This is a genomic window from Luteococcus sp. H101, from assembly GCF_038433155.1.
In the GTDB taxonomy this organism is placed as follows: domain Bacteria; phylum Actinomycetota; class Actinomycetes; order Propionibacteriales; family Propionibacteriaceae; genus Luteococcus.
In genome coordinates this window covers 130185-154802 of sequence record NZ_JBCDMW010000022.1, presented here as the reverse complement: position 1 = coordinate 154802, position 24618 = coordinate 130185, and the positions used below count along the sequence as shown (strand labels likewise).

Below are 24618 nucleotides of genomic sequence, written 5' to 3'. Positions count from 1 at the left end.
CCGAAAGTCGTCTCGGGGGAGAATTATGATGCACAGGCTATTTGAGCGGACTCTGCCCACCATCATGCTCGATGGCGTGCGCATCCATGCGCTCACCTGGCGGGAGACCGTCGACGTCGTGATGACGGAGCTGGACCGGGGGCGGGGCGGGCTGCTGCTCACCGCGAACGTGGACATCATGTACCGGATGAGCCGTCCCGACGCCTCCGACCTGAGGACCCGGGCAACCATGATCGTCCCCGACGGGATGCCGCTGGTCTGGGCAAGCAGGTTGCAGGGCACGCCGCTGCCCGAGCGAGTCACTGGCGCCGACCTGGTCTGGCACCTGTCCGAAGCCGCCTCCCGGCGTGGGCGCACGGTCTTCCTGTTGGGCGCGGGGCCGGGCATCGCGGAGCGGGCCGGCCAGGAGTTCGTCCGGCAGTACCCGGGTCTGGAGCTGGTGGGCACCGAGTGCCCGCCCTTCGGCTTCGAGAAGGACGAGGCCTACCTGGCGCGGCTGAAGGCCCGCCTGCTGGAGCTGCAGCCGGACCTGGTCTTCGTGGCCCTGGGCTTCCCGAAGCAGGAGCGGGTGGCCCTGGAGTTGATGCCGACGCTGCCCGGGGCCTGGTTCATGGGCTGTGGCGGCGCGCTGGACATGGCCGCCGGCCAGACCCCGCGGGCGCACCCGACGCTGCAGAAGCTGGGGGCGGAGTGGTTGCACCGGCTTGGTCTGGAACCGCGACGGATGGCCAAGCGCTACCTGGTGGACGACGTGCCCTACGCCGCGCGGATGGTTGCCGCGTCGGCGGTGAAGGGCTTGCGCCGGAAGCGCTAGAGTGCAGGGGGTCGTGTGCTCGTGCTGATGCCCAGTTCGACTCTTGGCCGCAAAGCAACTACACTTTTCATCTTGGTGGCACCCCCGGGTGGCATCGAAGGGCAATAGCTCAATTGGCAGAGCAGCGGTCTCCAAAACCGCAGGTTGGGGGTTCAAGTCCCTCTTGCCCTGCGAAGCAGGTCTCACCTGCCGACCAGTCAATCCCCATCGGGGGCACGTCCGGCCCAATCGCACGGGTCACCGACACAAGCCGAAAGGCGCGAACGAAGGAACACTGTGGCCGACGACCAGACGCGTAAGTCTTTTGACGACGCCGAGTACGAGTCGGTACCAGAGCCGTTCGAGTCGGATCCGTCGGGCGAGAATCTCGCCCGGCACGCCGAGGATGGCCCGGTGGGCGACATCATGGACGACGAGGCGGAGGAGCTCTCCGGAGAACCCGTCGCGGACCGCACTCCCGGCCACGCCGATCCCGAGGACATGGTGATCGACGACCCGCAGCAGCTGGCCGACGCCGAGGCCGTCGCGGCCCGTGCCCGGTCATCGCGTCCGGTGCGCAAGAAGCGGTCCCAGTCGGCGGCCGAGCAGGGCGCCCAGGGCGACGCTGCCGAGGCCGCCACCACCGAGCCGGTGGCCACGCCGGAGGAGCGGCCCAGCATGCCCAAGCCGGTGCGTCGCAACCGGCCGCAGCCCGCCAGCCAGACGCTCTCCGGGGAGGCGTCGAGCGCGAGCCCCGTCCCGGCACCGGTCCGCAAGAACCGGTCGGCCAGGGTCTCCTCGTCCTCCTCCGCGGAGGTGGCGGTCAAGCGGACCACGCCCGCTGCCTTCGTCGGCCAGTCGGTGGATGAGCTTCGCAAGGTGATCTGGCCCACCAGCTCGCAGCTCAGCCAGTACTTCGTCGTGGTTCTGCTGTTCGTCCTGTTCATCGTTGCCTATGTCGGTCTTCTGGACCCCGCCTTCGGCTGGGTGCTGTTGAAGTTCCTCGGCAAGTGACCCAGCCCTAGCTACGGAGAATCACGTGACCAATCACCCTGAATTCGACGAGTCCGCATTCGACGAGTCCGCCGAGCAGAACCCCGAGGTGGAGATTGACCTGGGGCAGTTCGACGACGCCGAGGAGGCTGAGGCGCCCGAGGCCGAGCTGAACCTCGACTTCGGCGAGGACGTTGCCGACGAGGCCGACAAGATCGAGCTGAACTTCGGCGACGACGAGGACGAGCAGTCCGAGGATGACGAGCCGGCCGAGAGCAGCGAGGATGCCGACGCCGCCCTGGAGGAGGCCCTCGAGGAGCTCCGTCAGGAACTGCGCACCAAGTTCGGCGACTGGTACGTCGTGCACACCTACTCCGGCATGGAGAACCGGGTGAAGCAGAACCTCGACGCCCGGGTGCAGACCCTGAACATGGAGGACTACATCTTCGAGACGGTGGTCCCCACGGAGCAGGCGGTGGAGATCCGCAATGGCGCCCGCAAGACCGTCACCCGCACCGTGCTGCCCGGCTATGTCCTGGTCCGGATGGACCTGACCGACGAGTCCTGGTCCACCGTGCGCCACACCCCGTCCGTCACCGGTTTCGTGGGGCAGGCCCAGACGCCGGTCCCCCTGAGCCTGGAGGAGGTGGAGCGGATGCTGACTCCGTCCGTGATGGCGCGCGTCGCGTCCGAGCAGACCACCCCGACCCCGCGGACCCGCAAGAAGGTGGAGGTCGTGGACTTCGCGGTCGGCGACTCCGTCCAGGTGACCGACGGCCCGTTCGCGGGCGTCCACGCCACCATCACCGAGATCAACGTGAACAGCCAGCGGCTCAAGGCCCTGGTCGAGATCCTGGGTCGCGAGACCCCGGTCGACCTGACCTTCCCGCAGATCGCCAAGATCTAGTTCACGCCCGGCCGAGCCGCCAGCCCGGCCAGCGCAGTACCAGTGGCCACGCAGCCCGCGTGGCCCAGCCAAGAAAAGGACCCAAACATGCCTCCCAAGAAGAAGGTAGCGGCGCTCGTCAAGGTCGCCCTGCAGGCGGGTGCAGCCACTCCCGCACCGCCGGTCGGTACCGCCCTCGGCCCGCACGGCGTCAACATCATGGAATTCTGCAAGGCCTACAACGCCAAGACGGAAAACCAGCGCGGCAACATCGTCCCCGTCGAGATCACCATCTACGAGGACCGCACTTTCACCTTCATCACGAAGACCCCGCCGGCCGCCGAGCTGATCAAGAAGGCTGCCGGTCTGAGCAAGGGCTCGTCGGTGCCGCACAAGGACAAGGTGGGCAAGCTCACCGCCGACCAGGTGCGTGAGATCGCGACCACCAAGCTCCCCGACCTGAACGCGAACGACATCGAGGCCGCCATGAAGATCGTGGCCGGCACCGCTCGTTCCATGGGCGTCACCGTCGAGTGACCCTCGCCCGGGCAACTGCCCGGGTGACGCTCCCCGCTGGGAGGGCCGGCGCGGTCCGCACCAGCACCTGGTGGATCAGCCCACGAGGCTGACTGCAGACAAGAACAAAGGAACCAGATCAATGAAGCGCAGCAAGGCCTACACGGCCGCAGCCGAGAAGCGTGACGAGAACCAGCTGTACTCCGCGGAGGAGGCCATCCAGCTGGTCAAGGACGGCGTCTCGGCCAAGTTCGACGAGACGATCGATGTCGCCATGCGGCTCGGCGTCGACCCCCGCAAGGCGGACCAGATGGTCCGCGGCACGGTCAACCTCCCGCACGGCACCGGCAAGACGGCAAGGGTCCTTGTCTTCGCCAACGGCGCCAATGCCGAGGCCGCCAAGGCGGCCGGTGCGGACGAGGTTGGCTCGGACGAGCTGATCGAGAAGGTGGCTGGCGGCTACCTTGACTTCGACGCCGTCGTGGCCACCCCGGACCTGATGGGCAAGGTCGGCCGTCTGGGCCGCGTGCTCGGCCCGCGTGGCCTGATGCCGAACCCGAAGACCGGCACCGTCACCATGGACGTGGCCAAGGCCGTCAGCGACATCAAGGGCGGCAAGATCGAGTTCCGCGTGGACCGGCACGCCAACCTGCACCTGCTGGTGGGCAAGGCCTCCTTCGACGCCAAGCAGCTGGTGGACAACTACTTCGCCGCCCTGGACGAGGTGCTGCGGCTCAAGCCGAACGCCTCCAAGGGTCGTTACCTGAAGAAGATCACCATCTCCTCGACCATGGGCCCCGGCGTCCAGATCGACCCCACCAAGGTGAAGCCGGCCGAGCAGGCCTGATCACCCCCGTAGCACCACAACTCCCCGTCGCCCTGAGGGCGGCGGGGAGTTCTGCATCCCCGCCCCAGCGCTCAGCCACGGGGCCGGGCGGGTCGACGTCGGGCGGCAAGGGGGTCGGGGGTCGGGGGGTCGGTCCTGGTGGCCGGGCGGATCGACGTCGGGGATGGGCCTTGGTTGCCGTGGCCGATCCGGTCGGGGCCAGCCACCCGCACCGTGCACCCGCTGCTGCATGCTGTGCCAGCCCTTGCACCCTGCGCGCGGTATGCGGGGCGCGTGGTGCCTCGGGCGGAGCGACGTGCAGCATCTGGTGCGCCGTGGTCGGTGGCTCAGGAGTCCAGACCCAAGGACCCCCAGAGCACCCTGCCTCGCCATTGTGGGCATGACTGGCAGCAGCCCGTCGTCCAACAGTCCACACACCCAAGGGCAGGGCCTTTCACCAAGAAGCCCCGTGCCCGGCTCCCTGGTGGGGGAGCCGGGCACGGGGCTGGCCGCTGCTGCGGCGAATGGTCCTGTGATCAGGCGGGGCGCACGGCGCCGGCGAAGGGCATCGAGTTCACCGAGGCGACCTTCACGTTCTGGCCGGTGCGGGGAGCGTGGATCACCTTGCCGTTGCCGACGTACAGGCCGACGTGGCCGCCGCCGTAGAAGCCGACGATGTCACCGGGGCGCAGGCTGGACTTGCTGACCCGCTTCAGGCCGCTCAGCTGGGCGTAGCTGGTGCGCGGGATGCTCTTGCCGGCCGAGCGCCAGGCGGCACCGGTCAGGCCGGAGCAGTCGTAGGAGGAGGGGCCGGTGGCGCCGTAGCGGTAGGGCTTGCCGATCTGGGCGTAGGCGAAGGACACCGCACGCGAGCCCTTGGCGCTGGAGCCGGTGTAGCTGCTGGTGACGCTGCGCTTGGGGCTGGTGGTGACCTTGGCACCGGCACCCTTGCGCAGGGCGTGCAGGGTGCGGGGGTCCAGCCGGCTGACCCGGCCCAGGCCGCGGGAGGCCTGGTAGTTGCGCAGCTGGGAGTTGGTCTGGCCACCGAAGTAGCCGGTCACCTGGACCTTGTAGCCCACCTGGTTCAGCGCCAGCTGCAGGTACCGCACCGAGCTGCCGCTCTGGCCGTACGAGACATTCTTGGTGATCTTGCGGGCGTTCTGCATGGAGCAGTACACGTTCTTGGCGGTGCTGGAGCAGTTGGCTGCCTCAGCGGGAGCTGCCACAGCAAAGGTGCTGAAGCCGACGGCGGCGGTGGCCGAGGCGGCCAGTACAGTGTTGCGGAGCTTGGTCATGTGTTCGTGATTCCCCTTGAATGGTGTCGGCCGCTGCAGTGGGTGAGCGGCCGTCTTTCGCGGTGTTTCTCGGTGCCTCCCAGGTGGGGCGACACGGGAACACTACGGCCCTGAACGTTCTTCGCCAACTCTCAGGCTTCATTAAGGATTGCTCAGGGTGGTCCGTGGCATGGGTCGCAGGCCGGCGACTCCACGCTGGCAAGCCATTTCGCGCCACGCGAAAATTGTTGAGTGATAAATGTCACAGCGAAACCCCTGCAACCTCGCAGTTCTGCCCCGGTGATCCCCGACAGCCCGGCCTGAGGATGTCTCAGCTTTGCCTGGGTTCGCGTGGTATCTGGGCCGACGTGGTGTGTGGGTCAACCTGTTTGCTTGGGCGCTGGCGTCTTGCCTGGGTCCACGCGGTGCCTCGTCGTGCTGGCTGGCGCCCCGCCGGCTCCTCGTCGGCGTGGTTCTGGCCGGATTTGTACTTGGCGTCGACGACGGTCTACAGTTGCAGGGCCGAAGACCGCTGGTAGTGATGAATGTGCAGTCGAGAGATTGGCTGGACGCCCGCGCAGGTGAACGCAGTTCGATTCCCAGATGAGACAACTGGGCCGCAAGGTCAGGATGTCGGGTCTGGAAGTTGCCCCGCGCCACTTGTGCGCCGGGGCTTTTTTGTTGTTCCGGGCCTGTCGCGCGTCAACGGTTGAGGCACAGGCGGGTCGCCCCTCGGGGTGGCTCGCGGACAACAGGAAGTGGGAAGGAGACCCAATGGCTAGGCCAGACAAGGCGGCTGCGGTCGATGAGCTGAAGCAGAGCTTCACCAACGCCGATGCAGCCGTGCTGACCGAGTACCGCGGACTCACCGTGAGCAACCTGAAGGAACTGCGCAGGTCGCTTGGTGGGGACGCCACCTACGCCGTTGCGAAGAACACCCTGACCACGATCGCGGCCAAGGAAGCCGGCATTGAGGGGCTCGACGAGCAGCTCACCGGCCCGACCGCCATCGCCTTCATCAACGGTGACGTTGCCACCGTTGCGAAGGGTCTGCGTGATTTCGCAAAGGCCAACCCCCTCCTGGTCATCAAGGGTGGTGTCATGGACGGCAAGGTCCTTGACGCCAATGAGGTCAAGAAGCTTGCTGATCTCGAGTCTCGTGAGGTCCTCCTCGCGAAGCTCGCGGGTGCCATGAAGGGCGCTCCGCAGCATGCCGTCCAGCTGTTCGCCGCTCCGCTCGCCCAGGCCGCTCGCGCCCTGGGTGCCCTGGAGACCAAGGCCCAGCAGGACCCCTCGATCATCGCTGGCGCCGGTGTGGCGCCCGCGGCTGACCAGGAAGCCGCCGAGGCCACCTCGGAGGCACCCGCCGCTGATGCGGCAGATGCAGCTGATGCTGCTGACAACACCGACGCGGCCAACTGACGCTGCATCAGACAGAAATACGAAAGGACCATCATGGCCAAGCTCAGCACTGAAGAGCTCCTTGACGCTTTCAAGGAGATGACCCTGATCGAGCTCAGCGAGTTCGTCAAGCAGTTCGAGGAGACCTTCGAGGTCACCGCCGCTGCTCCGGTTGCCGTTGCCGCCGCTCCCGCGGCCGGTGGCGCTGCCGGTGGCGACGCCGCCGCTGCCGACGAGGGCTCCGACGAGGTTGACGTCATCCTCGAGGCTGCCGGCGACAAGAAGATCCAGGTCATCAAGGAGGTGCGCGCCCTGACCTCCCTCGGCCTGAAGGAGGCCAAGGACCTCGTCGAGGGTGCCCCCAAGCCCGTCCTGGAGAAGGTCGGCAAGGAGGCTGCCGCCAAGGCCAAGGAGCAGCTCGAGGCTGCCGGCGCCACCGTCACCGTCAAGTGACCCCATCCCCCGCGGGGGAGCGCTGAATGTCGCCAGGGCGGCCGGGAAACCGGCCGCCCTGGCTTCTTTCTGTCTGGAGCGTCCCCTCGCCGGGCGGGCTGGCCGGGGCGGCACGCCGGGCCCGCCCTTTGCCTGACCGTCGCCAGCCGCTAGAGTTGGCAGCACTCGGAGGGGCGCATCGCAAGGACGCGGTGCCTGACACGGTGGTGGGCCGGAGCGCCGCTGTGCGCTCGTGTTGATTTTCCCACCCTGTTCGCGTAGTGTGCTTTTTTGCCCCATCGCCAAACTGTCGACCCGTGACTTGACTCGGGTCGTTCTGCATGCAAAGAACCCTTTCCGAGTTCTTGGAAGGACCAATATCTTGGCCGCCTCGCGCACTGCGTCGAAGAACATGAATGTCGTCTCCACCAGCGGACGAATTTCCTTCGCGAAGATCCATGAACCTCTCGAAGTCCCCAACCTGCTCGACCTCCAGACGAAGTCCTTCGACTGGCTGATCGGCAACGAGGCCTGGCGCACCAGCGTCGACGAGGCCTTGGCCGCGGGACGCACCGACGTCAACACCAAGTCCGGGTTGGAGGAGATCTTCGAGGAGATCTCCCCGATCGAGGACTTCTCCGAGACCATGTCGCTGAGCTTCCGCGACCACCGCTTCGAGAGCCCCAAGTACTCCGTGGAGGAGTGCAAGGACCGCGATGTCACCTATGCGGCCCCGCTCTTCGTCACCGCCGAGTTCATGAACAATGACACGGGCGAGATCAAGAGCCAGACCGTCTTCATCGGCGACTTCCCGCTGATGACGGACAAGGGCACCTTCATCATCAACGGCACCGAGCGTGTCGTCGTGTCCCAGCTGGTTCGTTCCCCGGGCGTCTACTTCGAGCAGACCCCGGACAAGACCTCGGACAAGGACATCTTCACCTGCAAGATCATCCCGTCGCGCGGTGCGTGGCTGGAGTTCGAGGTGGACAAGCGGGACATGGTGGGTGTCCGGCTGGATCGCAAGCGCAAGCAGAACGTCACCGTGCTCCTCAAGGCCCTGGGCTGGACCGACGAGCGGATCCTGGAGGAGTTCAGCGAGTACGAGTCCATCCGTCAGACCCTGGAGAAGGACCACGTCTCCACCCAGGACGAGGCCCTGCTGGACATCTACCGCAAGCTGCGTCCCGGCGAACCGCCGGCCCGTGACGCCGCCGAGGCGCTGCTGAAGAACTACTACTTCAACCCCAAGCGCTATGACCTGGCCAAGGTCGGCCGGTACAAGATCAACAAGAAGCTGGGTCTGGGCCTGCCCTTCGACCAGCAGGTGCTGACCGTCGACGACATCGTCGCGGCCATCCACTACGTCGTGGCGCTGCACGAGGGCAAGACCGAGATCGAGCGCGATGGGCAGCCGATCCTGGTTGAAGAGGACGACATCGACCACTTCGGCAACCGTCGCCTGCGCACCGTGGGTGAGCTGATCCAGAACCAGCTGCGCACCGGCTTGGGCCGGATGGAGCGCGTGGTCCGGGACCGGATGACCACCCAGGACATCGAGGCGATCACCCCGCAGACCCTGATCAACATCCGTCCGGTGACCGCGGCGCTGAAGGAATTCTTCGGCACCTCGCAGCTGTCCCAGTTCATGGACCAGAACAACCCGCTGGCGGGCCTGACCCACAAGCGTCGTCTGTCCGCGCTGGGCCCGGGCGGTCTGTCCCGTGACCGCGCCGGCATGGAGGTCCGTGACGTCCACCCGTCGCACTACGGCCGCATGTGCCCCATCGAGACCCCGGAAGGCCCGAACATCGGCCTGATCGGCTCGCTGGCCTCCTTCGCCCGGGTGAACGCCTTCGGCTTCATCGAGACCCCGTACCGCAAGGTCGTCGACGGCTCGGTCACCGACCAGATCGACTACCTCACCGCGGACGAGGAGGATCGTTACGTCATCGCACAGGCCAATGCCGAGATTGATGAGAACGGCCGCTTCGCCGAGGAGCGCGTGCTGGTCCGGATCAAGCACGGCGATGTCGACACCGTCCCGCGCGACGACGTCGAGTACATGGACGTCTCCCCGCGCCAGATGGTGTCCGTGGCCACGGCCCTGATCCCCTTCCTGGAGCACGATGACGCCTCCCGGGCCCTGATGGGCGCGAACATGCAGCGTCAGGCCGTGCCGCTGCTGCGCAACGAGGCTCCCTTCGTCGGCACCGGCATGGAGTACCGCTCGGCGATCGACGTCGGTGACGTCACCGTGGCCGACAAGGCCGGTGTGGTGATGAGCGTGTCCGCCGACCTGATCGACGTGGCCTGCGACGACGGCACCTACCAGACCTACCAGCTGCAGAAGTTCAAGCGCTCCAATGCCGGCACCTGCATCAACCAGCGCCCGCTGGTGAGCCAGGGCCAGCGCGTCGAGGTCGGCACTCCGCTGGCCGACGGCCCGTGCACCGACGGTGGCGAGATGGCCCTGGGCCGCAACCTGCTGGTCGCCTTCATGAGCTGGGAGGGCCACAACTACGAGGACGCCATCATCCTGAGCCAGCGCCTGGTGCAGGACGACGTGCTCACCTCGATCCACATCGAGGAGCACGAGGTGGACGCCCGCGACACCAAGCTGGGCCCCGAGGAGATCACCCGGGACATCCCGAACGTCTCCGAGGAGATGCTGGCGAACCTGGACGAGCGCGGCATCATCCGGATCGGCGCCGAGGTCGGTACCGGCGACATCCTGGTGGGCAAGGTCACCCCGAAGGGCGAGACCGAGCTGACCCCGGAGGAGCGGCTGCTGCGTGCCATCTTCGGTGAGAAGGCCCGCGAGGTCCGCGACACCTCGATGAAGGTGCCGCACGGTGAGACCGGCGTCGTGATTGGCGTGCGGGTCTTCGACCGCGAGGAGGGCGACGAGCTGCCTCCGGGCGTGAACCAGCTGGTGCGCGTCTACGTGGCGCAGAAGCGCAAGATCTCCAATGGTGACAAGCTGGCCGGCCGTCACGGCAACAAGGGCGTCATCTCCAAGATCCTGCCCGTGGAGGACATGCCCTTCCTGGAGGACGGCACCCCCGTCGACATCGTGCTGAACCCGATGGGTGTTCCGTCGCGAATGAACGTCGGCCAGGTGCTGGAGAACCACCTGGGCTGGATCGCCAAGACCGGTTGGGACATCGACGGGGTCGAGGGCGAGTGGGCCGAGCGCCTGCGCGAGGTTGGTCTGGGTCACGTCGACGGCAATTCCCGCCTGGCCACCCCGGTCTTCGACGGCGCCAACGAGGATGAGATCTCCGGCCTGCTGGAGAACGGCATCCCCACCCGCGACGGGGACCACCTGGTGGACCGCGACGGCAAGGCGCGGCTCTTCGACGGCCGCTCCGGCGAGCCGTACCCGGAGAAGGTGGGCGTCGGCTACATGTACATGCTGAAGCTGCACCACCTGGTGGATGACAAGATCCATGCCCGTTCCACCGGCCCGTACTCGATGATCACCCAGCAGCCGCTGGGCGGCAAGGCGCAGTTCGGTGGCCAGCGCTTCGGTGAGATGGAGGTGTGGGCCATGGAGGCGTACGGCGCCGCCTGGGCCCTGCAGGAGCTGCTGACCATCAAGTCCGACGACGTCCCCGGCCGCGTGAAGGTCTACGAGGCCATCGTCAAGGGCGAGAACATCCCCGAGCCCGGCATCCCGGAATCCTTCAAGGTTCTGGTGAAGGAGATGAAGTCGCTGTGCCTGAACGTGGAGGTCCTCTCCAGCGACGGCACGGTGGTGGAGCTTCGCGACAGCGAGGATGACTACCGCTCCGCCGAGGAATTCGGCATCGACCTCTCCCGTCGTCCCGGCAGCGACTCGTTCGCGGTCGTCGACGAAGTCTGAGTACCAGGGACGCACCGCGTCCTCGCCCGGCGGGCCGGCCCTCACCGGCCGGCCCCGCCGCGCGACTCAGTCAAGACAAGTACTCAGACATCTGAAGTTTCCTGAACCACCAGGAGAAAGAGAACCAACGTGCTGGACGTGAACTTCTACGACGAACTCCGGATTGGCCTGGCTGTAGCCGACCAGATCCGCGAGTGGTCGCACGGCGAGGTCAAGAAGCCGGAAACCATCAACTACCGCACCCTGAAGCCCGAGCGCGACGGCCTGTTCTGCGAGAAGATCTTTGGTCCCACCCGGGACTGGGAGTGCAACTGCGGCAAGTACAAGCGGGTGCGCTTCAAGGGCATCATCTGCGAGCGCTGTGGCGTCGAGGTCACCCGCTCCAATGTCCGTCGCGAGCGGATGGGCCACATCGAGCTGGCCGCCCCCGTGACCCACATCTGGTACTTCAAGGGCGTCCCGAGCCGGCTGGGCTACCTGCTGGACATCGCCCCGAAGGACCTGGAGAAGGTCATCTACTTCGCCGCCTACATGATCACCGCCGTCGACGAGGATGCCCGGCACCGGGATCTGCCCTCGTTGGAGGCGAAGGTGGAGAACGAGCGCAAGCGCCTGGAGCAGCGCCGCGACGCCGACATCGAGGCCCGGATGGCCAAGCTCGAGGCTGACATGGAGCAGCTGGAGAACGAGGGCGCCAAGGCCGACATCAAGAAGAAGGTGCGCGACGGCGCGGAGAAGGAGCTCAAGCAGCTCCGGGACCGCAGCCAGCGCGAGCTGGACCGCCTGGATGCCGTCTGGACCCGGTTCAAGGGCCTGAAGGTGCAGGACCTGGAGGGCGACGAGATCCTCTACCGGGAGATGAAGGCCCGCTTCGGCAAGTACTTCGAGGGCTTCATGGGCGCCGAGGCGATCAAGCGTCGCCTGGCCACCTTCGACCTGACCGCCGAGGCCGAGAACCTGAAGAACACCATCCAGACCGGCAAGGGCCAGCGCAAGACCCGCGCCCTGAAGCGGCTGAAGGTGGTCTCCGCCTTCCTGGACGGCAAGAACTCCCCGGCCGGCATGGTGCTGGACGCCGTCCCGGTCATCCCGCCGGACCTGCGTCCGATGGTGCAGCTGGACGGTGGCCGCTTTGCCACCTCGGACCTGAACGACCTGTACCGTCGCGTGATCAACCGCAACAACCGCCTCAAGCGGCTGCTGGACCTGGGTGCGCCCGAGATCATCGTGAACAACGAGAAGCGGATGCTGCAGGAGGCCGTCGACTCGCTGTTCGACAACGGCCGTCGTGGCCGTCCGGTCACCGGCCCGGGCAACCGCCCGCTGAAGTCCATCAGCGACATGCTGAAGGGCAAGCAGGGCCGTTTCCGCCAGAACCTGCTGGGCAAGCGCGTGGACTACTCCGGCCGTTCCGTGATCGTGGTGGGTCCGCAGCTCAAGCTGCACCAGTGCGGCCTGCCCAAGGCGATGGCCCTGGAGTTGTTCAAGCCCTTCGTGATGAAGCGGCTGGATGACCTGAACTACGCGCAGAACATCAAGAGCGCCAAGCGGATGGTGGAGCGTCAGCGTCCCCAGGTGTGGGATGTCCTGGAAGAGGTCATCAAGGAGCACCCGGTGCTGCTGAACCGTGCACCTACCCTGCACCGTCTGGGCATCCAGGCCTTCGAGCCCCAGTTGATCGAGGGCAAGGCGATCCAGCTGCACCCGCTGGTCTGCACCGCCTTCAACGCCGACTTCGACGGTGACCAGATGGCCGTGCACCTGCCGCTGTCGGCCGAGGCCCAGGCCGAGGCCCGGATCCTGATGCTGTCCACCAACAACATCCTGAAGCCGGCCGACGGCCGTCCCGTCACCCTGCCGACCCAGGACATGATCATCGGCATGTACTTCCTGACCCAGGAACGTGCGGGCGCCGGTGCCGGCAATGCCTACTCCTCGCTGTCCGAGGCCCTGATGGCCTTCGACCGCAAGGAGCTGCTGGTGGGCGCCCCGATCAAGCTGCGGCTGAAGGACATCGTTGCTCCCGAGGGCGCAGAGGTGCGTCCCGACGGCAGCGTGATCCTGGAGACCACGCTGGGCCGCGCCATCTTCAACGAGGCGCTGCCGGCCGACTACCCGTTCATCAACGAGACCGTCGGCAAGAAGCAGCTGGGCGCCATCGTCAATGACCTGGCCGAGCGCTACCAGAAGGTGCTGGTTGCCCAGACCCTGGACAACCTGAAGGACTTGGGCTTCCACTGGGCCACCCGCTCCGGCGTGACGGTCTCCATCGGCGACGTGCAGACGCCGCCGAACAAGCCGGAGATCATTGCCTCCTACGACGCCAAGGCCGCCAAGATCGACAAGCTCTACGAGCGTGGCGCGGTGACCGAGGATGAGCGTCGCCAGGAGTTGATCCAGATCTGGACCGACGCGACCGCCGAGTTGACCACCGCGATGGAGAAGAACTTCACCGCGACCAACCCGATCTTCATGATGGTGCACTCCGGTGCTCGAGGAAACATGACGCAGATGCGTCAGATCGCGGCCATGCGTGGCCTGGTGGCCAACCCGAAGGGTGAGATCATCGCCCGCCCGATCAAGTCCAACTTCCGTGAGGGCCTGTCGGTGCTGGAGTACTTCATCTCCACCCACGGTGGCCGTAAGGGCCAGGCCGACACCGCGCTGCGCACCGCCGACTCGGGTTACCTGACCCGTCGTCTGGTGGACGTCAGCCAGGACGTGATCATCCGCGAGGAGGACTGCCAGACCGAGCGTGGCCTGACCAAGCCGATCGCGGAGGTTGACGAGGCCGGCGTGCTGCGGGCCCTGGGCAATGTGGAGACCGCCGTCTACGCCCGTACCCTCGCGGTGGACGCCACCGACGAGCAGGGCACTGTGGTGGTCCCCGCCGGCACCGACCTGGGTGACGTGGAGATCAAGGCGATGGTGGAGGCCGGCATCTCCACCGCCAAGGTCCGCTCGGTGCTGACCTGTGAGGCCGCCACCGGCACCTGCGCCATGTGCTACGGCCGCAGCCTGGCCACCGGCAAGCTGGTGGACGTCGGCGAGGCCGTCGGTATCGTCGCTGCCCAGTCCATTGGCGAGCCCGGTACCCAGCTCACCATGCGTACCTTCCACACCGGTGGTGTGGCCGGTGACGACATCACCCAGGGTCTGCCCCGAGTGGTCGAGCTCTTCGAGGCCCGCCAGCCCAAGGGCAAGGCCCCGATGGCCGAGGCTGCCGGTCGGGTCACGATCGAGGAGGGCGACCGTTCGCGCAAGATCATCGTCAAGCGCGACGACGGCCAGGAAGACCTCGAGTACCCGGTGCCGCGTCGCGCCCGTCTGGAGTTCGAGGACGCCAACGGCGTCAAGCACTCCATCAAGGACGGCGACCACGTGGAGGCCGGCGAGCAGCTCACGGCCGGCACCCTGGACCCCCAGGACGTGCTGCGGGTTCGCGGTGTGCGCAAGGTGCAGGAGCACCTGGTGGAGGAGGTCCAGCGGGTCTACGGCACGCAGGGTGCCCCGATCCACGACAAGCACATCGAGATCATCATCCGGCAGATGCTGCGTCGGGTGACCGTGATCGATTCCGGCGACACCCAGATGATGCCCGGCGAGCTCGTCGACCGTCCGACCTACGAGAGCCAGAACCGCACGGCGCTGGCCGAGGGCGGCAAGCCCGCCGAGGGTCGTCCGGTGCTGATGGGCATCACCAAGGCCTCGCTGGCCACCGAGTCCTGGCTGTCCGCGGCCTCCTTCCAGGAGACCACCAAGGTGCTGACCGACGCCGCCATCCATGGCAAGTCGGACTCGCTGGTGGGCCTGAAGGAGAACGTGATCCTGGGCAAGCTGATCCCGGCCGGTACCGGTCTGGACCGCTACCGCAACATCCGGGTGGAGCCCACCGCGGAGGCGAAGGCGACCGCCTTCACCATGAGCTACGACCCGTTCGACTACGACTTCGGGTCGGGCACGGGCGCGGCGGTTCCGCTGGAGGACCTGGACTTCGGCGACATGCGCTGAGGTTGACCTCTGATGTCCACTGGGGCGTCTCCCTGCGGGGAGGCGCCCCAGTGCCGTTCCCCAAGGATCTGCGAGCGCGTCTGCCACACATGATCCCCGAACCTGTCGAGGGGCCTCGCGAGGCCCGGACGTCGTGGTTGGGCTCCCTGGCATCGGGCCGCTAGCGTGGCCGGCATGCGCATCCTCTCGGTGAATGTCGGACAGCCCCGTGAAGACCTGGGCGGCTATGGCATCCCGACGGGACATGACAAGCGCCCGGTGGGCTCCATCCGGGTCAGCGATCCCGGCCCACGCACGCCGGACGGCCCCCGGCTCTCGGGGGTGGAGGGTGACTTCGTCGGGGATCGCAAACACCACGGGGGTACGGACAAGGCGGTCTATGCGGTGGGCCGGGAAGACCTGGACCTGTGGAGCCGACGACTGGGGCGGGAGCTGTCGCCGGGCTGGATGGGGGAGAACCTGACCACCGTCGGCTGGGATGTCAACGCCTCGATCGTGGGGGAGTGCTGGGCCGTCGGGGAGGCGCTGCTGCAGGTGAGCGTGCCCCGGATCCCGTGCCGCACCTTCCAGCGGGTGGCCGAGCGGCCGGGCTGGATCAAGGAGTTCACCCGGGCGGGCGGCGCCGGCAGCTACCTGCGGGTGCTGCGGCCGGGCCGGATCGAGCCGGGCATGCCGGTGGCCCGGGTGGAGGTGCCCGGCCACGGGGTCAGCATCCGCGAGCTCTTCTGGGCCCGCACCACCCGGCCCGAGCTGGCGTCCCGGGTGCTGGCGGCGGGCGAGCTGCTGGCGGCCGACGTCCGGGAGAAGCTGGCGGGCCGCGTCACCACGGACCTGTCGTGACCTGACGGCCGTAGCCAGCGCATGCTGGGTGACACGTTTTGACCCAGCGACGCCCGTCGAGTAAATTTGTGACCTGTGCTCGATCGGATCGGGCCTTTGTGCGTGCCCTGGCAGTGGGGTCGCCCGCCTAAACGTTGCGAGGTGGGGGACAACGGTGCGGAGTTCGCACTGCAGACAACTGCACCAGCTGGGGATAACGGTGGTCCACAACTGAGGCGCGGGAGCTGCAAGCCAGGGTAAGACCATCCAGACAACGAAAGAGATACCAGCCGGTGCCTACAATCCAGCAGCTGGTCCGCAAGGGCCGCACTGACAAGGTCAGCAAGAACAAGACCCCCGCGCTCAAGGGTTCGCCCCAGCGTCGTGGCGTGTGCACTCGTGTGTACACCACCACCCCGAAGAAGCCGAACTCGGCCCTTCGCAAGGTGGCCCGTGTCCGCCTCTCCTCCGGGATCGAGGTGACCGCCTACATCCCCGGCGTGGGCCACAACCTGCAGGAGCACTCGATGGTGCTGGTGCGCGGTGGTCGTGTGAAGGACCTGCCCGGCGTTCGCTACAAGATCATCCGCGGTTCGCTCGACACCCAGGGTGTCAAGGGCCGCAAGCAGGCTCGCAGCCGCTACGGCGCGAAGAAGGAGAAGTAATGCCTCGCAAGGGTCCGGCGCCCAAGCGCCCCGTCATCGTCGATCCGGTCTACGGTTCGCCGCTGGTCTCCCAGCTGGTCAGCAAGATCCTGCTGGACGGCAAGAAGACCACCGCCCAGGACATCGTCTACACCGCGCTGGAGGGCACCCGCGAGAAGACCGGTGTCGATCCCGTGCAGACCCTGAAGCGCGCTCTGGACAACATCAAGCCCTCGCTTGAGGTCAAGTCCCGTCGCGTCGGCGGCGCCACCTACCAGGTGCCGATCGAGGTCAAGCCCGCTCGCGCCACCACCCTGAGCATGCGGTGGCTGGTCGGCTTCTCCCGCGCCCGTCGGGAGAAGACCATGGCCGAGCGCCTCATGAACGAGATCCTGGACGCCTCCAATGGTCTGGGCGCCTCGGTCAAGAAGCGTGAGGACACTCACAAGATGGCCGAAGCCAACAAGGCGTTCGCCCACTACCGCTGGTGATCAACCGCCCCAGCGCCGGTCAGCCGGTGCTGGGGCATTCATCACGTCCGGGATGGGTAGAATCTCCTCCCGGACGTGTTGCACGTCCAAACCTGTTCGAACCCATTCAAAGATTTGAGGTTGAAGCCCTGTGGCCATCGACTTGAAGACTGACCTGGCCAAGGTCCGCAACATCGGCATCATGGCCCACATCGACGCCGGCAAGACCACCACTACCGAGCGCATCCTGTTCTACACGGGCATCACCCACAAGATCGGTGAGGTGCACGACGGCGCCGCCACCATGGACTGGATGGAGCAGGAGCAGGAGCGTGGCATCACCATCACCTCCGCCGCCACCACCTGCTTCTGGCACGACACCCAGATCAACATCATCGACACCCCCGGCCACGTGGACTTCACCGTCGAGGTGGAGCGCTCGCTGCGCGTGCTCGACGGTGCCGTGGCCGTCTTCGACGGTGTGGCCGGCGTGGAGCCGCAGAGCCAGACCGTGTGGCGTCAGGCCACCAAGTACGGCGTGCCGCGCATCTGCTACATCAACAAGCTGGACCGCACCGGCGCGTCCTTCGACCACTGCATCAAGACCATCCGCGAGCGCCTGATGGCCACCCCGGCCATCATCCAGCTCCCGATTGGTGCCGAGGCCGACTTCAAGGGCGTCGTGGACCTGGTGGAGATGAACGCCAAGGTCTACCACGGTGAGACCGGTCTGGGTGAGATGTACGAGGTCGAGGAGATCCCGGCCGACATGCTGGAGCAGGCCAAGGCCGCCCGCGCCGAGCTGCTCGAGGTTGTGGCCGAGGCCGACGACGAGCTGATGATGATGTTCCTGGAGGGCGAGGAGCCCACCGTCGAGCAGCTGAAGGCGGGCATCCGCAAGGGTGTGCTGGCCAACCAGTTCAACGCCGTCGTCTGTGGTACCTCCTTCAAGAACAAGGGTGTGCAGCCGCTGCTGGACGCCGTCGTCGACTACCTGCCGTCCCCGCTGGACGTGCCGGCCATCGAGGGTTTCAAGCCGGGCGACGAGTCCGCCGTGCTGGAGCGTCACCCCAACAACGACGATCCGCTGTCCATCCTGGCCTTCAAGATCGCGGCCGACCCGCACCTGGGCAAGCTGACCTTCATCCGCGTCTACTCCGGCGTCCTGCAGGCGGGCACCCAGGTGCTCAACGCCACCAAGGGCAAGAAGGAGCGGATCGGCAAGATCTACCAGATGCACGCCAACAAGCGTCAGGAGATCGAGTCGATCGGCGCCGGCATGATCTGCGCCGTGATGGGCCTGAAGGACACCACCACCGGTGAGACCCTGTGCGACGCGGCCAACCCGATCATCCTCGAGTCGATGGAGTTCCCGGCGCCGGTGATCGAGCAGGCCATCGAGCCGAAGACCAAGTCGGACCAGGAGAAGCTGGGTGTCGCCATCCAGCGTCTGGCCGAGGAGGATCCCACCTTCCGCGTCCACACCGACGAGGAGACCGGCCAGACCATCATCGCCGGCATGGGCGAGCTGCACCTCGAGGTGCTGATCGACCGCATGAAGCGTGAGTTCAAGGTCGAGGCCAACATCGGCAAGCCGCAGGTGGCCTACCGTGAGACGCTGCGCCGTGCGGTGCAGAAGGTCGACTACACCCACAAGAAGCAGTCGGGTGGTTCCGGCCAGTACGCCAAGGTGATCGTGGACCTGGAGCCGCTGGAGCCGGGCTCGGGCTACGAGTTCGTCAACGCCGTCACCGGCGGCCGCATCCCCAAGGAGTACATCCCCGCGGTGGACGCCGGCATCAAGGACGCCATGCAGTTCGGCGTGCTGGCCGGTTACCCGGTGGAGGACATCCGGGTGACGCTGACCGACGGCGCCTACCACGATGTCGACTCCTCGGAGATGGCCTTCAAGATCGCCGGCTCGATGGTCTTCAAGGAGGCCGCCAAGAAGGCCGACCCGGCCATCCTGGAGCCGATGATGGCCGTCGAGGTGACCACCCCGGAGGACTACCTGGGTACCGTGATCGGTGACCTGAACGCCCGTCGTGGCCACATCCAGAGCATGGACGAGCTGCACGGCAACCGCGTCGTCCGCGCCCTGGTCCCGCTGTCGGAGATGTTCGGCTACGTGGGTGACCTGCGGTCCAAGACCTCCGGTCAGGCCTCGTACTCGATGGAGTTCGACTCCTACGGCGAGACCCCGAAGAATGTCGCCGACGAGATCGTCGCGAAGGCTCGCGGCGGCGAGTGACGGTTTCGGCCGGGCCGGGGCGGGGGAGCGATCTCCCGCCCCGGCCGGGTCAGCACCGGGGAATCAGTTTGACTCTGACGCCTTGGTGCACAAAACTTGGACGGTACCCTTGCCCAGCCTGCTGAGCAGGGGCGAAGCCCAGTAAGTCAGGAAACGGGGTGGGATCTCCCCACCCCGCTCACACCCAAGTACGCCCCGCGGAGAGCGTGGCGGCAATCCAGAAGGAGCCCTCAGTGGCAAAGGCCAAGTTCGAGCGGACTAAGCCGCACTGCAACATCGGCACCATCGGACACATCGACCACGGCAAGACCACGCTCACCGCGGCGATCTCCAAGGTGCTCCACGACACGTACCCGGATCTCAACGAGACCTTCGCTTTCGAGAACATCGACAAGGCTCCCGAAGAGCGCCAGCGTGGCATCACCATCTCGATCGCTCACATCGAGTACCAGACCGAGAAGCGCCACTACGCGCACGTTGACTGCCCCGGCCACGCCGACTACGTCAAGAACATGATCACCGGTGCTGCCCAGATGGACGGCGCCATCCTCGTGGTCGCCGCCACCGACGGCCCCATGCCCCAGACCCACGAGCACGTGCTGCTCGCCCGTCAGGTCGGTGTGCCCGCCATCGTCGTCGCGCTGAACAAGTGCGACATGGTGGACGACGAGGAGCTCATCGAGCTCGTCGAGATGGAGGTCCGCGAGCTGCTGTCCTCGCAGGACTTCGATGGCGACGACTGCCCCGTCGTGCGCGTGTCGGCCTTCCAGGCCCTGCAGGGTGACGCCAAGTGGGCCGAGAGCATCGTCGAGCTGATGAACGCTGTCGACGAGTACATCCCGCAGCCCGAGCGTGAGACCGACAAGCCGTTCCTGATGCCCGTCGAGGACGTCTTCACCATCACCGGCCGTGGCACCGTGATCACCGGCCGTATCGAGCGTGGCGTCGTCAAGACCGGCGAGACCGTCGACATCATCGGCATCCGTGAGGAGAAGCAGTCCAGCACCGTCACCGGTGTCGAGATGTTCCGCAAGATCCTCGACGAGGGTCGCGCGGGCGAGAACGTCGGCCTGCTGCTGCGTGGCACCAAGAAGGAGGACGTCGAGCGTGGCATGTGTGTCATCAAGCCCGGCTCCACCACCCCGCACACCGACTTCGAGGGTTCCGTCTACGTGCTGACCAAGGAGGAGGGTGGCCGTCACAAGCCGTTCTTCTCCAACTACAGCCCCCAGTTCTACTTCCGTACCACGGACGTGACTGGCGTCGTGCAGCTGCCCGAGGGCACCGAGATGGTCATGCCCGGTGACAACACCGACATGACCGTGCACCTGAACAAGCCCGTCGCCATGGAGGACGGCCTGAAGTTCGCCATCCGCGAGGGTGGCCGGACCGTCGGCGCCGGCCGCGTGACCAAGATCATCAAGTGACCCTGTGTCGCTGATCATGGTCAGGTGACAGCCTGAACAACGCAAGGGCCCCGATCCGCAAGGATCGGGGTCCTTGTGCATGTCCCCTTGTGCATGTCCCCTTGTGCATGTCCCCTTGTGCGTGTTCCCTTGTGTATGTACCGAGGTGCCATGGGCCTCGACAGGCTCGGCCGCCGTGGTTGGGGGAGGACATGACGAGGGCCACACACCGTGCGGTGTGTGGCCCTCGGCCGGTTCCCCGGGTCAGCGGGTGATGCGGGTCACTCCGGGATGGTGAAGACCTGGCCGGGGAAGATCAGGTCGGGGTTCTTCACGCCATTGGCGCGGGCGATGTCCATGTAGTCGACGCCGAACTTGGCCCCGATCTCGCTCAGGGTGTCGCCCGGCTTCACGGTGTAGGTCTGCTTCGGCTTGCCGGCCGGGGCGGCGGGGGCCTGCTTGGCCTGGTCCGCCTTGGACTTGGCGTCCGCCTCGGCCTTCGCCTTGGCATCCGCAGCCGCCTTGGCGTCGGCGTCGGCCTTGGCCTTCGCATCAGCGGCAGCCTTGGCATCGGCGTCGGCCTTCGCCTTGGCGTCCGCATCCGCCTTGGCCTTCGCGGCCGCCTCGGCGTCGGCCTTGGCCTTCTCGTCGGCCTCGGCCTTGGCGCGAGCTTCGGCCTCGGCCTTCTCCTTGGCGTCCAGCTCGGCCTGGGCGGCGGCCGCGGTGGCCTCATTGCTGGCCTGCTGCCGGTCGATGCGCGCCTGATCATCCGCCGAGACCTCGGCGGGGGGCATCTGGTCATTCTTCTGGTCGTTCTTGTCCAGGCCCAGCTTGTCCTTGATTCCGTCAAAAAGTCCCATGATTCCTCTTCCTGTGGGACGCCCAACTCCGGGCGCATGCCTTCACGCTAGCCCCATGGGGGTGGGCAGCGCCCGTGACCGGGCCGATTACGCCGCTGGCTGACAGCTGCTCAGCCCCGGGTCAGCAGGACCACCGGATAGCTCGCGAGGAGCTCCGAGACCAGGATGGAACCGGTGAAGACCGCGCCGGTCAACTGGTCCGTCCACTGGCCGTCGAGGTCCACCGTGGTGTCCTGCCAGCCGCCCTGCTCTGCCAGCCCCACGGGCAGCCGGGTGGCCAGGCTGATCAGGCCGGAGCGCTCGAAACCCAGCAGGTGGTCCGACGCCAGGCCGGTGGCCCGCACGGGCCGGTAGCCGACGAACAGTTCCGGCCGCTCGCGGCGCAGCCGCAGGACGGTGCGTACCAGGTGCTGCTTGGCGGCCGGGTCCTGCGCGTCGGCGGGTTCGCTGGTCAGCAGGGCGCGCAACCGCTGGTGGTCCACCGGGCGACGGTTGTCCGGGTCCACCAGGGAGTCATCCCAGACCTCCGTGCCCTGGTAGACGTCGGGGATGCCCGGCATGGTCAGCTGCACCGCCTTCTGGGCCAGGCTGTTGCTCCGGGCCGGCCCGTCCAGGGCGGCGGTCAGCGCGTCCCAGCGGGGGCGGATACTGGCGGACTCATAGGCCGACTCGATCGCGTCGTGCACCGCCTGCTCGAAGGCGGCATCCGGGGACATCCAGCTCGTGGCCAGCCCGGCCTCCCGCATCGCCTTCTCGGCATAGTCATGCAGCCGCTGGCGGTCCTCGACGGGACCGGTACCGGCCAGCGTCTGGGCCAGCAGATGGGCGAAGGTCGGCTCCGGCACCGCGGTGTCCGCGCTGAAGGCGTCCAGGAAGGCGATCCACGGCTTGCGCAGCTCGGACAGCGCCGCCAACCGGGCCCGGACGTCCTCGCCCCGCTTGGTGTCGTGCGTGGCCAGCGAGGTCATCGAGTCGGGCAGCTCCCGTTCCCGGCGGTCCATCGCCTTGTGGAAGGCATCCGGATCGGTGCCGAAGCTGGCCGGGTGGCCACCCACCTCGTTCAGGGCGACGAACCGGTTGGCCCGGTACCAGGCGGTGTCCTCCACGCCCTTGGCCATCACCGCGCCCGTGAACTGCTGGAAGCGGCGGGCAGCCTCCTGGCCGACGTCCAGCAGCTGCGGTTCCAGCACGTCGAGTGCGGCGGACAGGTCGGTGCGGTCATGCCGGGTGTCGGCCAGGGACGCCGTCAGCGCGGCATCGTCATCCGGCAGGTAGGTGCGGTAGACGCCCATCCTGGCGGCCAGCTGGTGCATGGCCTCGGCCACCTGCTCCGGCGCCAGGCCACCAAGATCCAGCAGGGAGAGCAAGCGCCGCGTCTCCGCGCCGAACATCTCCCGGGCCATCCACTGCTTGCCGCGCAGGATGTGCTGGGCCACGTCCAGCTCGTCACCGGTGCGACGCTGGTAGTCGTCAGTGAAGAAGTCCTCGGCGGCGGGATCGACGAAGACCTGGTTCACCTCGGTCATCGCGTCATAGCCGGTGGTGCCGGCCACCGGCCAGTCCGGCAGGTCCTCGCCGTGCTCCAGGATCTTCTCGGCCACGATCCAGGCGTCCGGGCAGGCCTCGGCCAGCCGCTCGAAGTACTGTTTGGGGTCCACCAGGCCGTCCGGGTGGTCCACCCGCAAGCCGTCGATCCCGTCCTCGCTGACCATCCGGACGATGCGCTCATGGGTGGCGCGGAAGACCTCCTCGTCCTCGATCCGCACCCCGGCCAGCGTCGCGACGGCGAAGAAACGCCGGTAGGTGAGCTGCTCGTTGCCCTCGGCCCCCGGGACCAGCCGGTAGTGCTGGCGGTCATGCACCTGGCGCGGGGTGTCGCCGGCGTGGGCGGTGCCCGGCGCCACCGGGAAGCGGTGCTCGTAGAAGCTGAGCTCGGTCAGGTCGTCGCTCAGGGTCAGCCGGTCCACGTCATCGGCACTGCCCAGCACCGGCACCGAGATCGGCCCGGCAGCCCAATCCACGTCGAACCAGCGCGCCTGCGAGGAGGACTGCCCATCCCGCAGGGTGCTCCACCAGGCCGGGTTCTCCCAGGCGTGGGCGATGCCCAGGTGGTTGGGCACGATGTCCACCACGATCCCCAGCCCCTTGGCGCGAGCGGCGGCCACCAGTTCCCGCCAGCCCTGCTCACCGCCGCGCTGGGGGTCGATCACGGCCGGATCGGTCACGTCGTAGCCGTGGCCCGAACCGGTGGTCGAGGCAAGGATGGGGGAGAGGTAGAGGGCACCGACGCCGAGCTCGTCGAGGTAGTCGACGACGCCGGCGGCATCCTGCAGCGTGAAGTCGGGGGTGATCTGCAGCCGATAGGTGGAAGTGGGCTTCATGCGGCCGAGCCTAGTGGGCCGCGCGGACAGTTCCCGCCAGGTCCGCGGCCATTCCGCTGTTGGCTGCACGGGCTACCGTGGAGGGGTGAGCACTCCTGGGGCCGGACGCCCCCGTGACCGTCGTCCCGGCGCCGCCGGCAACCGCGCCCCGCACGCCGCAGCCGGGGCGGACATCGGCACGTCGCGTGGCCTGGCGCACACCTTGGACGACCTGGTCCGAATCCCGGGCACCACCATCACCCTGGGCGTCGATGCCCTGCTGGGGCTGGTCCCCGGCGTCGGTGACGCCGCAACCACGGCGATGGCCAGCCTGATCCTGGTGGACGCGGTGCGCGCCCAGGTTCCGCTGCCGGTGCTGGCCCGGATGGTGGCCAACTGCGGTCTGGACGCCCTGCTGGGCCAGCTCCCGTTGGTGGGGGACCTGGCCGACATCGGTTTCCGCTCCAACCGCAAGAACCTGCGGCTGCTGGAACGTGCCGTGGCCGACCCCCGACGGGTGGAGCGCAACAGCGTCGCCTACCTGGCGGCGGCCAGCGCGATGGTGCTGCTGGCGGTGCTCGTGATGATCGGCGCGACGCTGTTCGCGCTGTGGTGGGTGGGGAAGGTGCTCGGGATTCTCTGACGCGGGCGGACACTCGGTGACCGGGTGGGGGTGGGCGATGCCCCGATCGGGTGGTGGCGGACGCTGGGTGACCGGTTCGCTCGGCGACTGTGCCGCGACAAGCCTTCTCGTTCATCGAAGCCTGGTCGCGTCTTCTACGTCGCTGCCGCGAACCCGGACCACCCA

18 protein-coding genes and 1 tRNA gene are annotated in these 24618 nt (G+C 67.2%); 16 read left to right on the top strand and 3 right to left on the bottom strand.

What is annotated here, in order from left to right:
• Positions 1–76: 76 nt before the first annotated feature.
• The 6 genes from AAEX60_RS09790 (at position 77) to rplA (ending at position 4035) form a co-directional block, all read left to right on the top strand.
• Complete coding sequence (locus tag AAEX60_RS09790; protein WP_342103070.1) at positions 77–814, top strand: WecB/TagA/CpsF family glycosyltransferase; 738 nt, start codon at positions 77–79, stop codon at positions 812–814.
• 98 nt (positions 815–912) lie between these two features.
• Positions 913–985, top strand: a tRNA-Trp gene (locus tag AAEX60_RS09785).
• Positions 986–1090: 105 nt separating this feature from the next.
• Positions 1091–1807, top strand: coding sequence for a preprotein translocase subunit SecE (secE, locus tag AAEX60_RS09780; protein ID WP_342103068.1), 717 nt, complete (start codon positions 1091–1093; stop codon positions 1805–1807).
• Positions 1808–1832: 25 nt separating this feature from the next.
• Positions 1833–2693, top strand: a complete 861-nt coding sequence (gene nusG / locus AAEX60_RS09775) for a transcription termination/antitermination protein NusG (RefSeq protein ID WP_342103066.1) — start codon at positions 1833–1835, stop codon at positions 2691–2693.
• A gap of 87 nt (positions 2694–2780) precedes the next feature.
• The gene (gene rplK / locus AAEX60_RS09770) at positions 2781–3209 is read left to right on the top strand and encodes a 50S ribosomal protein L11 (RefSeq protein ID WP_342103065.1); all 429 of its coding nucleotides are present in this window, start codon (positions 2781–2783) and stop codon (positions 3207–3209) included.
• A gap of 121 nt (positions 3210–3330) precedes the next feature.
• Positions 3331–4035, top strand: a complete 705-nt coding sequence (gene rplA / locus AAEX60_RS09765; protein WP_342103064.1) for a 50S ribosomal protein L1 — start codon at positions 3331–3333, stop codon at positions 4033–4035.
• A gap of 515 nt (positions 4036–4550) precedes the next feature.
• Here rplA and AAEX60_RS09760 read toward each other — a convergent pair.
• Positions 4551–5309 carry a C40 family peptidase gene (locus tag AAEX60_RS09760; protein ID WP_342103062.1) on the bottom strand — a complete coding sequence of 253 codons (759 nt, stop codon included), beginning with the start codon at positions 5307–5309 and terminating at the stop codon, positions 4551–4553.
• 753 nt (positions 5310–6062) lie between these two features.
• Here AAEX60_RS09760 and rplJ point away from each other — a divergent pair.
• The 9 genes from rplJ to tuf all read left to right on the top strand — a co-directional run bounded on the left by rplJ (position 6063) and on the right by tuf (position 20611).
• Entirely contained in the window at positions 6063–6710 is a 648-nt protein-coding gene (rplJ, locus tag AAEX60_RS09755) for a 50S ribosomal protein L10 (protein ID WP_342103061.1), read from the top strand.
• Positions 6711–6743: 33 nt separating this feature from the next.
• On the top strand, positions 6744–7142 hold the full coding sequence (rplL, locus tag AAEX60_RS09750; RefSeq protein WP_342103059.1) for a 50S ribosomal protein L7/L12: 399 nt from the start codon (positions 6744–6746) through the stop codon (positions 7140–7142).
• Between the two features lie 361 nt (positions 7143–7503).
• On the top strand, positions 7504–10989 hold the full coding sequence (gene rpoB, locus AAEX60_RS09745; RefSeq protein WP_342103057.1) for a DNA-directed RNA polymerase subunit beta: 3486 nt from the start codon (positions 7504–7506) through the stop codon (positions 10987–10989).
• Between the two features lie 129 nt (positions 10990–11118).
• Complete coding sequence (locus AAEX60_RS09740) at positions 11119–15000, top strand: DNA-directed RNA polymerase subunit beta' (RefSeq protein ID WP_342103056.1); 3882 nt, start codon at positions 11119–11121, stop codon at positions 14998–15000.
• A 174-nt stretch (positions 15001–15174) separates the two neighbouring features.
• The gene (locus AAEX60_RS09735) at positions 15175–15840 is read left to right on the top strand and encodes an MOSC domain-containing protein (RefSeq protein WP_342103055.1); all 666 of its coding nucleotides are present in this window, start codon (positions 15175–15177) and stop codon (positions 15838–15840) included.
• A 272-nt stretch (positions 15841–16112) separates the two neighbouring features.
• Positions 16113–16484 (top strand): 30S ribosomal protein S12, encoded by a 372-nt coding sequence (rpsL, locus tag AAEX60_RS09730; protein ID WP_077340453.1) that lies wholly within the window; start codon positions 16113–16115, stop codon positions 16482–16484.
• A complete protein-coding gene (gene rpsG, locus AAEX60_RS09725) occupies positions 16484–16954 on the top strand; it encodes a 30S ribosomal protein S7 (protein ID WP_342103054.1) in 471 nt (156 codons plus the stop codon). The genes rpsL and rpsG overlap by 1 nt, the downstream gene beginning before the upstream one ends.
• A 130-nt stretch (positions 16955–17084) precedes the next feature.
• Positions 17085–19184: an elongation factor G gene (fusA, locus tag AAEX60_RS09720; RefSeq protein ID WP_342103052.1), complete on the top strand. Its 2100-nt coding sequence runs from the start codon at positions 17085–17087 to the stop codon at positions 19182–19184.
• A gap of 233 nt (positions 19185–19417) precedes the next feature.
• The gene (gene tuf / locus AAEX60_RS09715) at positions 19418–20611 is read left to right on the top strand and encodes an elongation factor Tu (RefSeq protein ID WP_342103050.1); all 1194 of its coding nucleotides are present in this window, start codon (positions 19418–19420) and stop codon (positions 20609–20611) included.
• Between the two features lie 260 nt (positions 20612–20871).
• Here tuf and AAEX60_RS09710 read toward each other — a convergent pair whose 3' ends face one another.
• Both AAEX60_RS09710 and treY read right to left on the bottom strand, forming a co-directional pair.
• Complete coding sequence (locus tag AAEX60_RS09710) at positions 20872–21450, bottom strand: LysM peptidoglycan-binding domain-containing protein (RefSeq protein WP_342103049.1); 579 nt, start codon at positions 21448–21450, stop codon at positions 20872–20874.
• A gap of 110 nt (positions 21451–21560) precedes the next feature.
• Positions 21561–23831, bottom strand: a complete 2271-nt coding sequence (gene treY / locus AAEX60_RS09705; protein ID WP_342103047.1) for a malto-oligosyltrehalose synthase — start codon at positions 23829–23831, stop codon at positions 21561–21563.
• A gap of 85 nt (positions 23832–23916) precedes the next feature.
• Here treY and AAEX60_RS09700 point away from each other — a divergent pair, with 85 nt between their 5' ends.
• Complete coding sequence (locus AAEX60_RS09700) at positions 23917–24453, top strand: DUF4112 domain-containing protein (RefSeq protein ID WP_342103045.1); 537 nt, start codon at positions 23917–23919, stop codon at positions 24451–24453.
• Positions 24454–24618 lie beyond the last annotated feature (165 nt).

Excerpts from the sequence above, each read along its gene's own strand:
- rplK (WP_342103065.1), top strand. The coding sequence starts at position 2,781 with ATGCCTCCCAAGAAGAAGGTAGCGGCGCTCGTCAAGGTCGCCCTGCAG.
- rplA (WP_342103064.1), top strand. The coding sequence starts at position 3,331 with ATGAAGCGCAGCAAGGCCTACACGGCCGCAGCCGAGAAGCGTGACGAG.
- AAEX60_RS09760 (WP_342103062.1), bottom strand. The coding sequence starts at position 5,309 with ATGACCAAGCTCCGCAACACTGTACTGGCCGCCTCGGCCACCGCCGCC.
- rplJ (WP_342103061.1), top strand. The coding sequence starts at position 6,063 with ATGGCTAGGCCAGACAAGGCGGCTGCGGTCGATGAGCTGAAGCAGAGC.
- rplL (WP_342103059.1), top strand. The coding sequence starts at position 6,744 with ATGGCCAAGCTCAGCACTGAAGAGCTCCTTGACGCTTTCAAGGAGATG.
- AAEX60_RS09735 (WP_342103055.1), top strand. The coding sequence starts at position 15,175 with ATGCGCATCCTCTCGGTGAATGTCGGACAGCCCCGTGAAGACCTGGGC.
- rpsG (WP_342103054.1), top strand. The coding sequence starts at position 16,484 with ATGCCTCGCAAGGGTCCGGCGCCCAAGCGCCCCGTCATCGTCGATCCG.
- AAEX60_RS09710 (WP_342103049.1), bottom strand. The coding sequence starts at position 21,450 with ATGGGACTTTTTGACGGAATCAAGGACAAGCTGGGCCTGGACAAGAAC.
- treY (WP_342103047.1), bottom strand. The coding sequence starts at position 23,831 with ATGAAGCCCACTTCCACCTATCGGCTGCAGATCACCCCCGACTTCACG.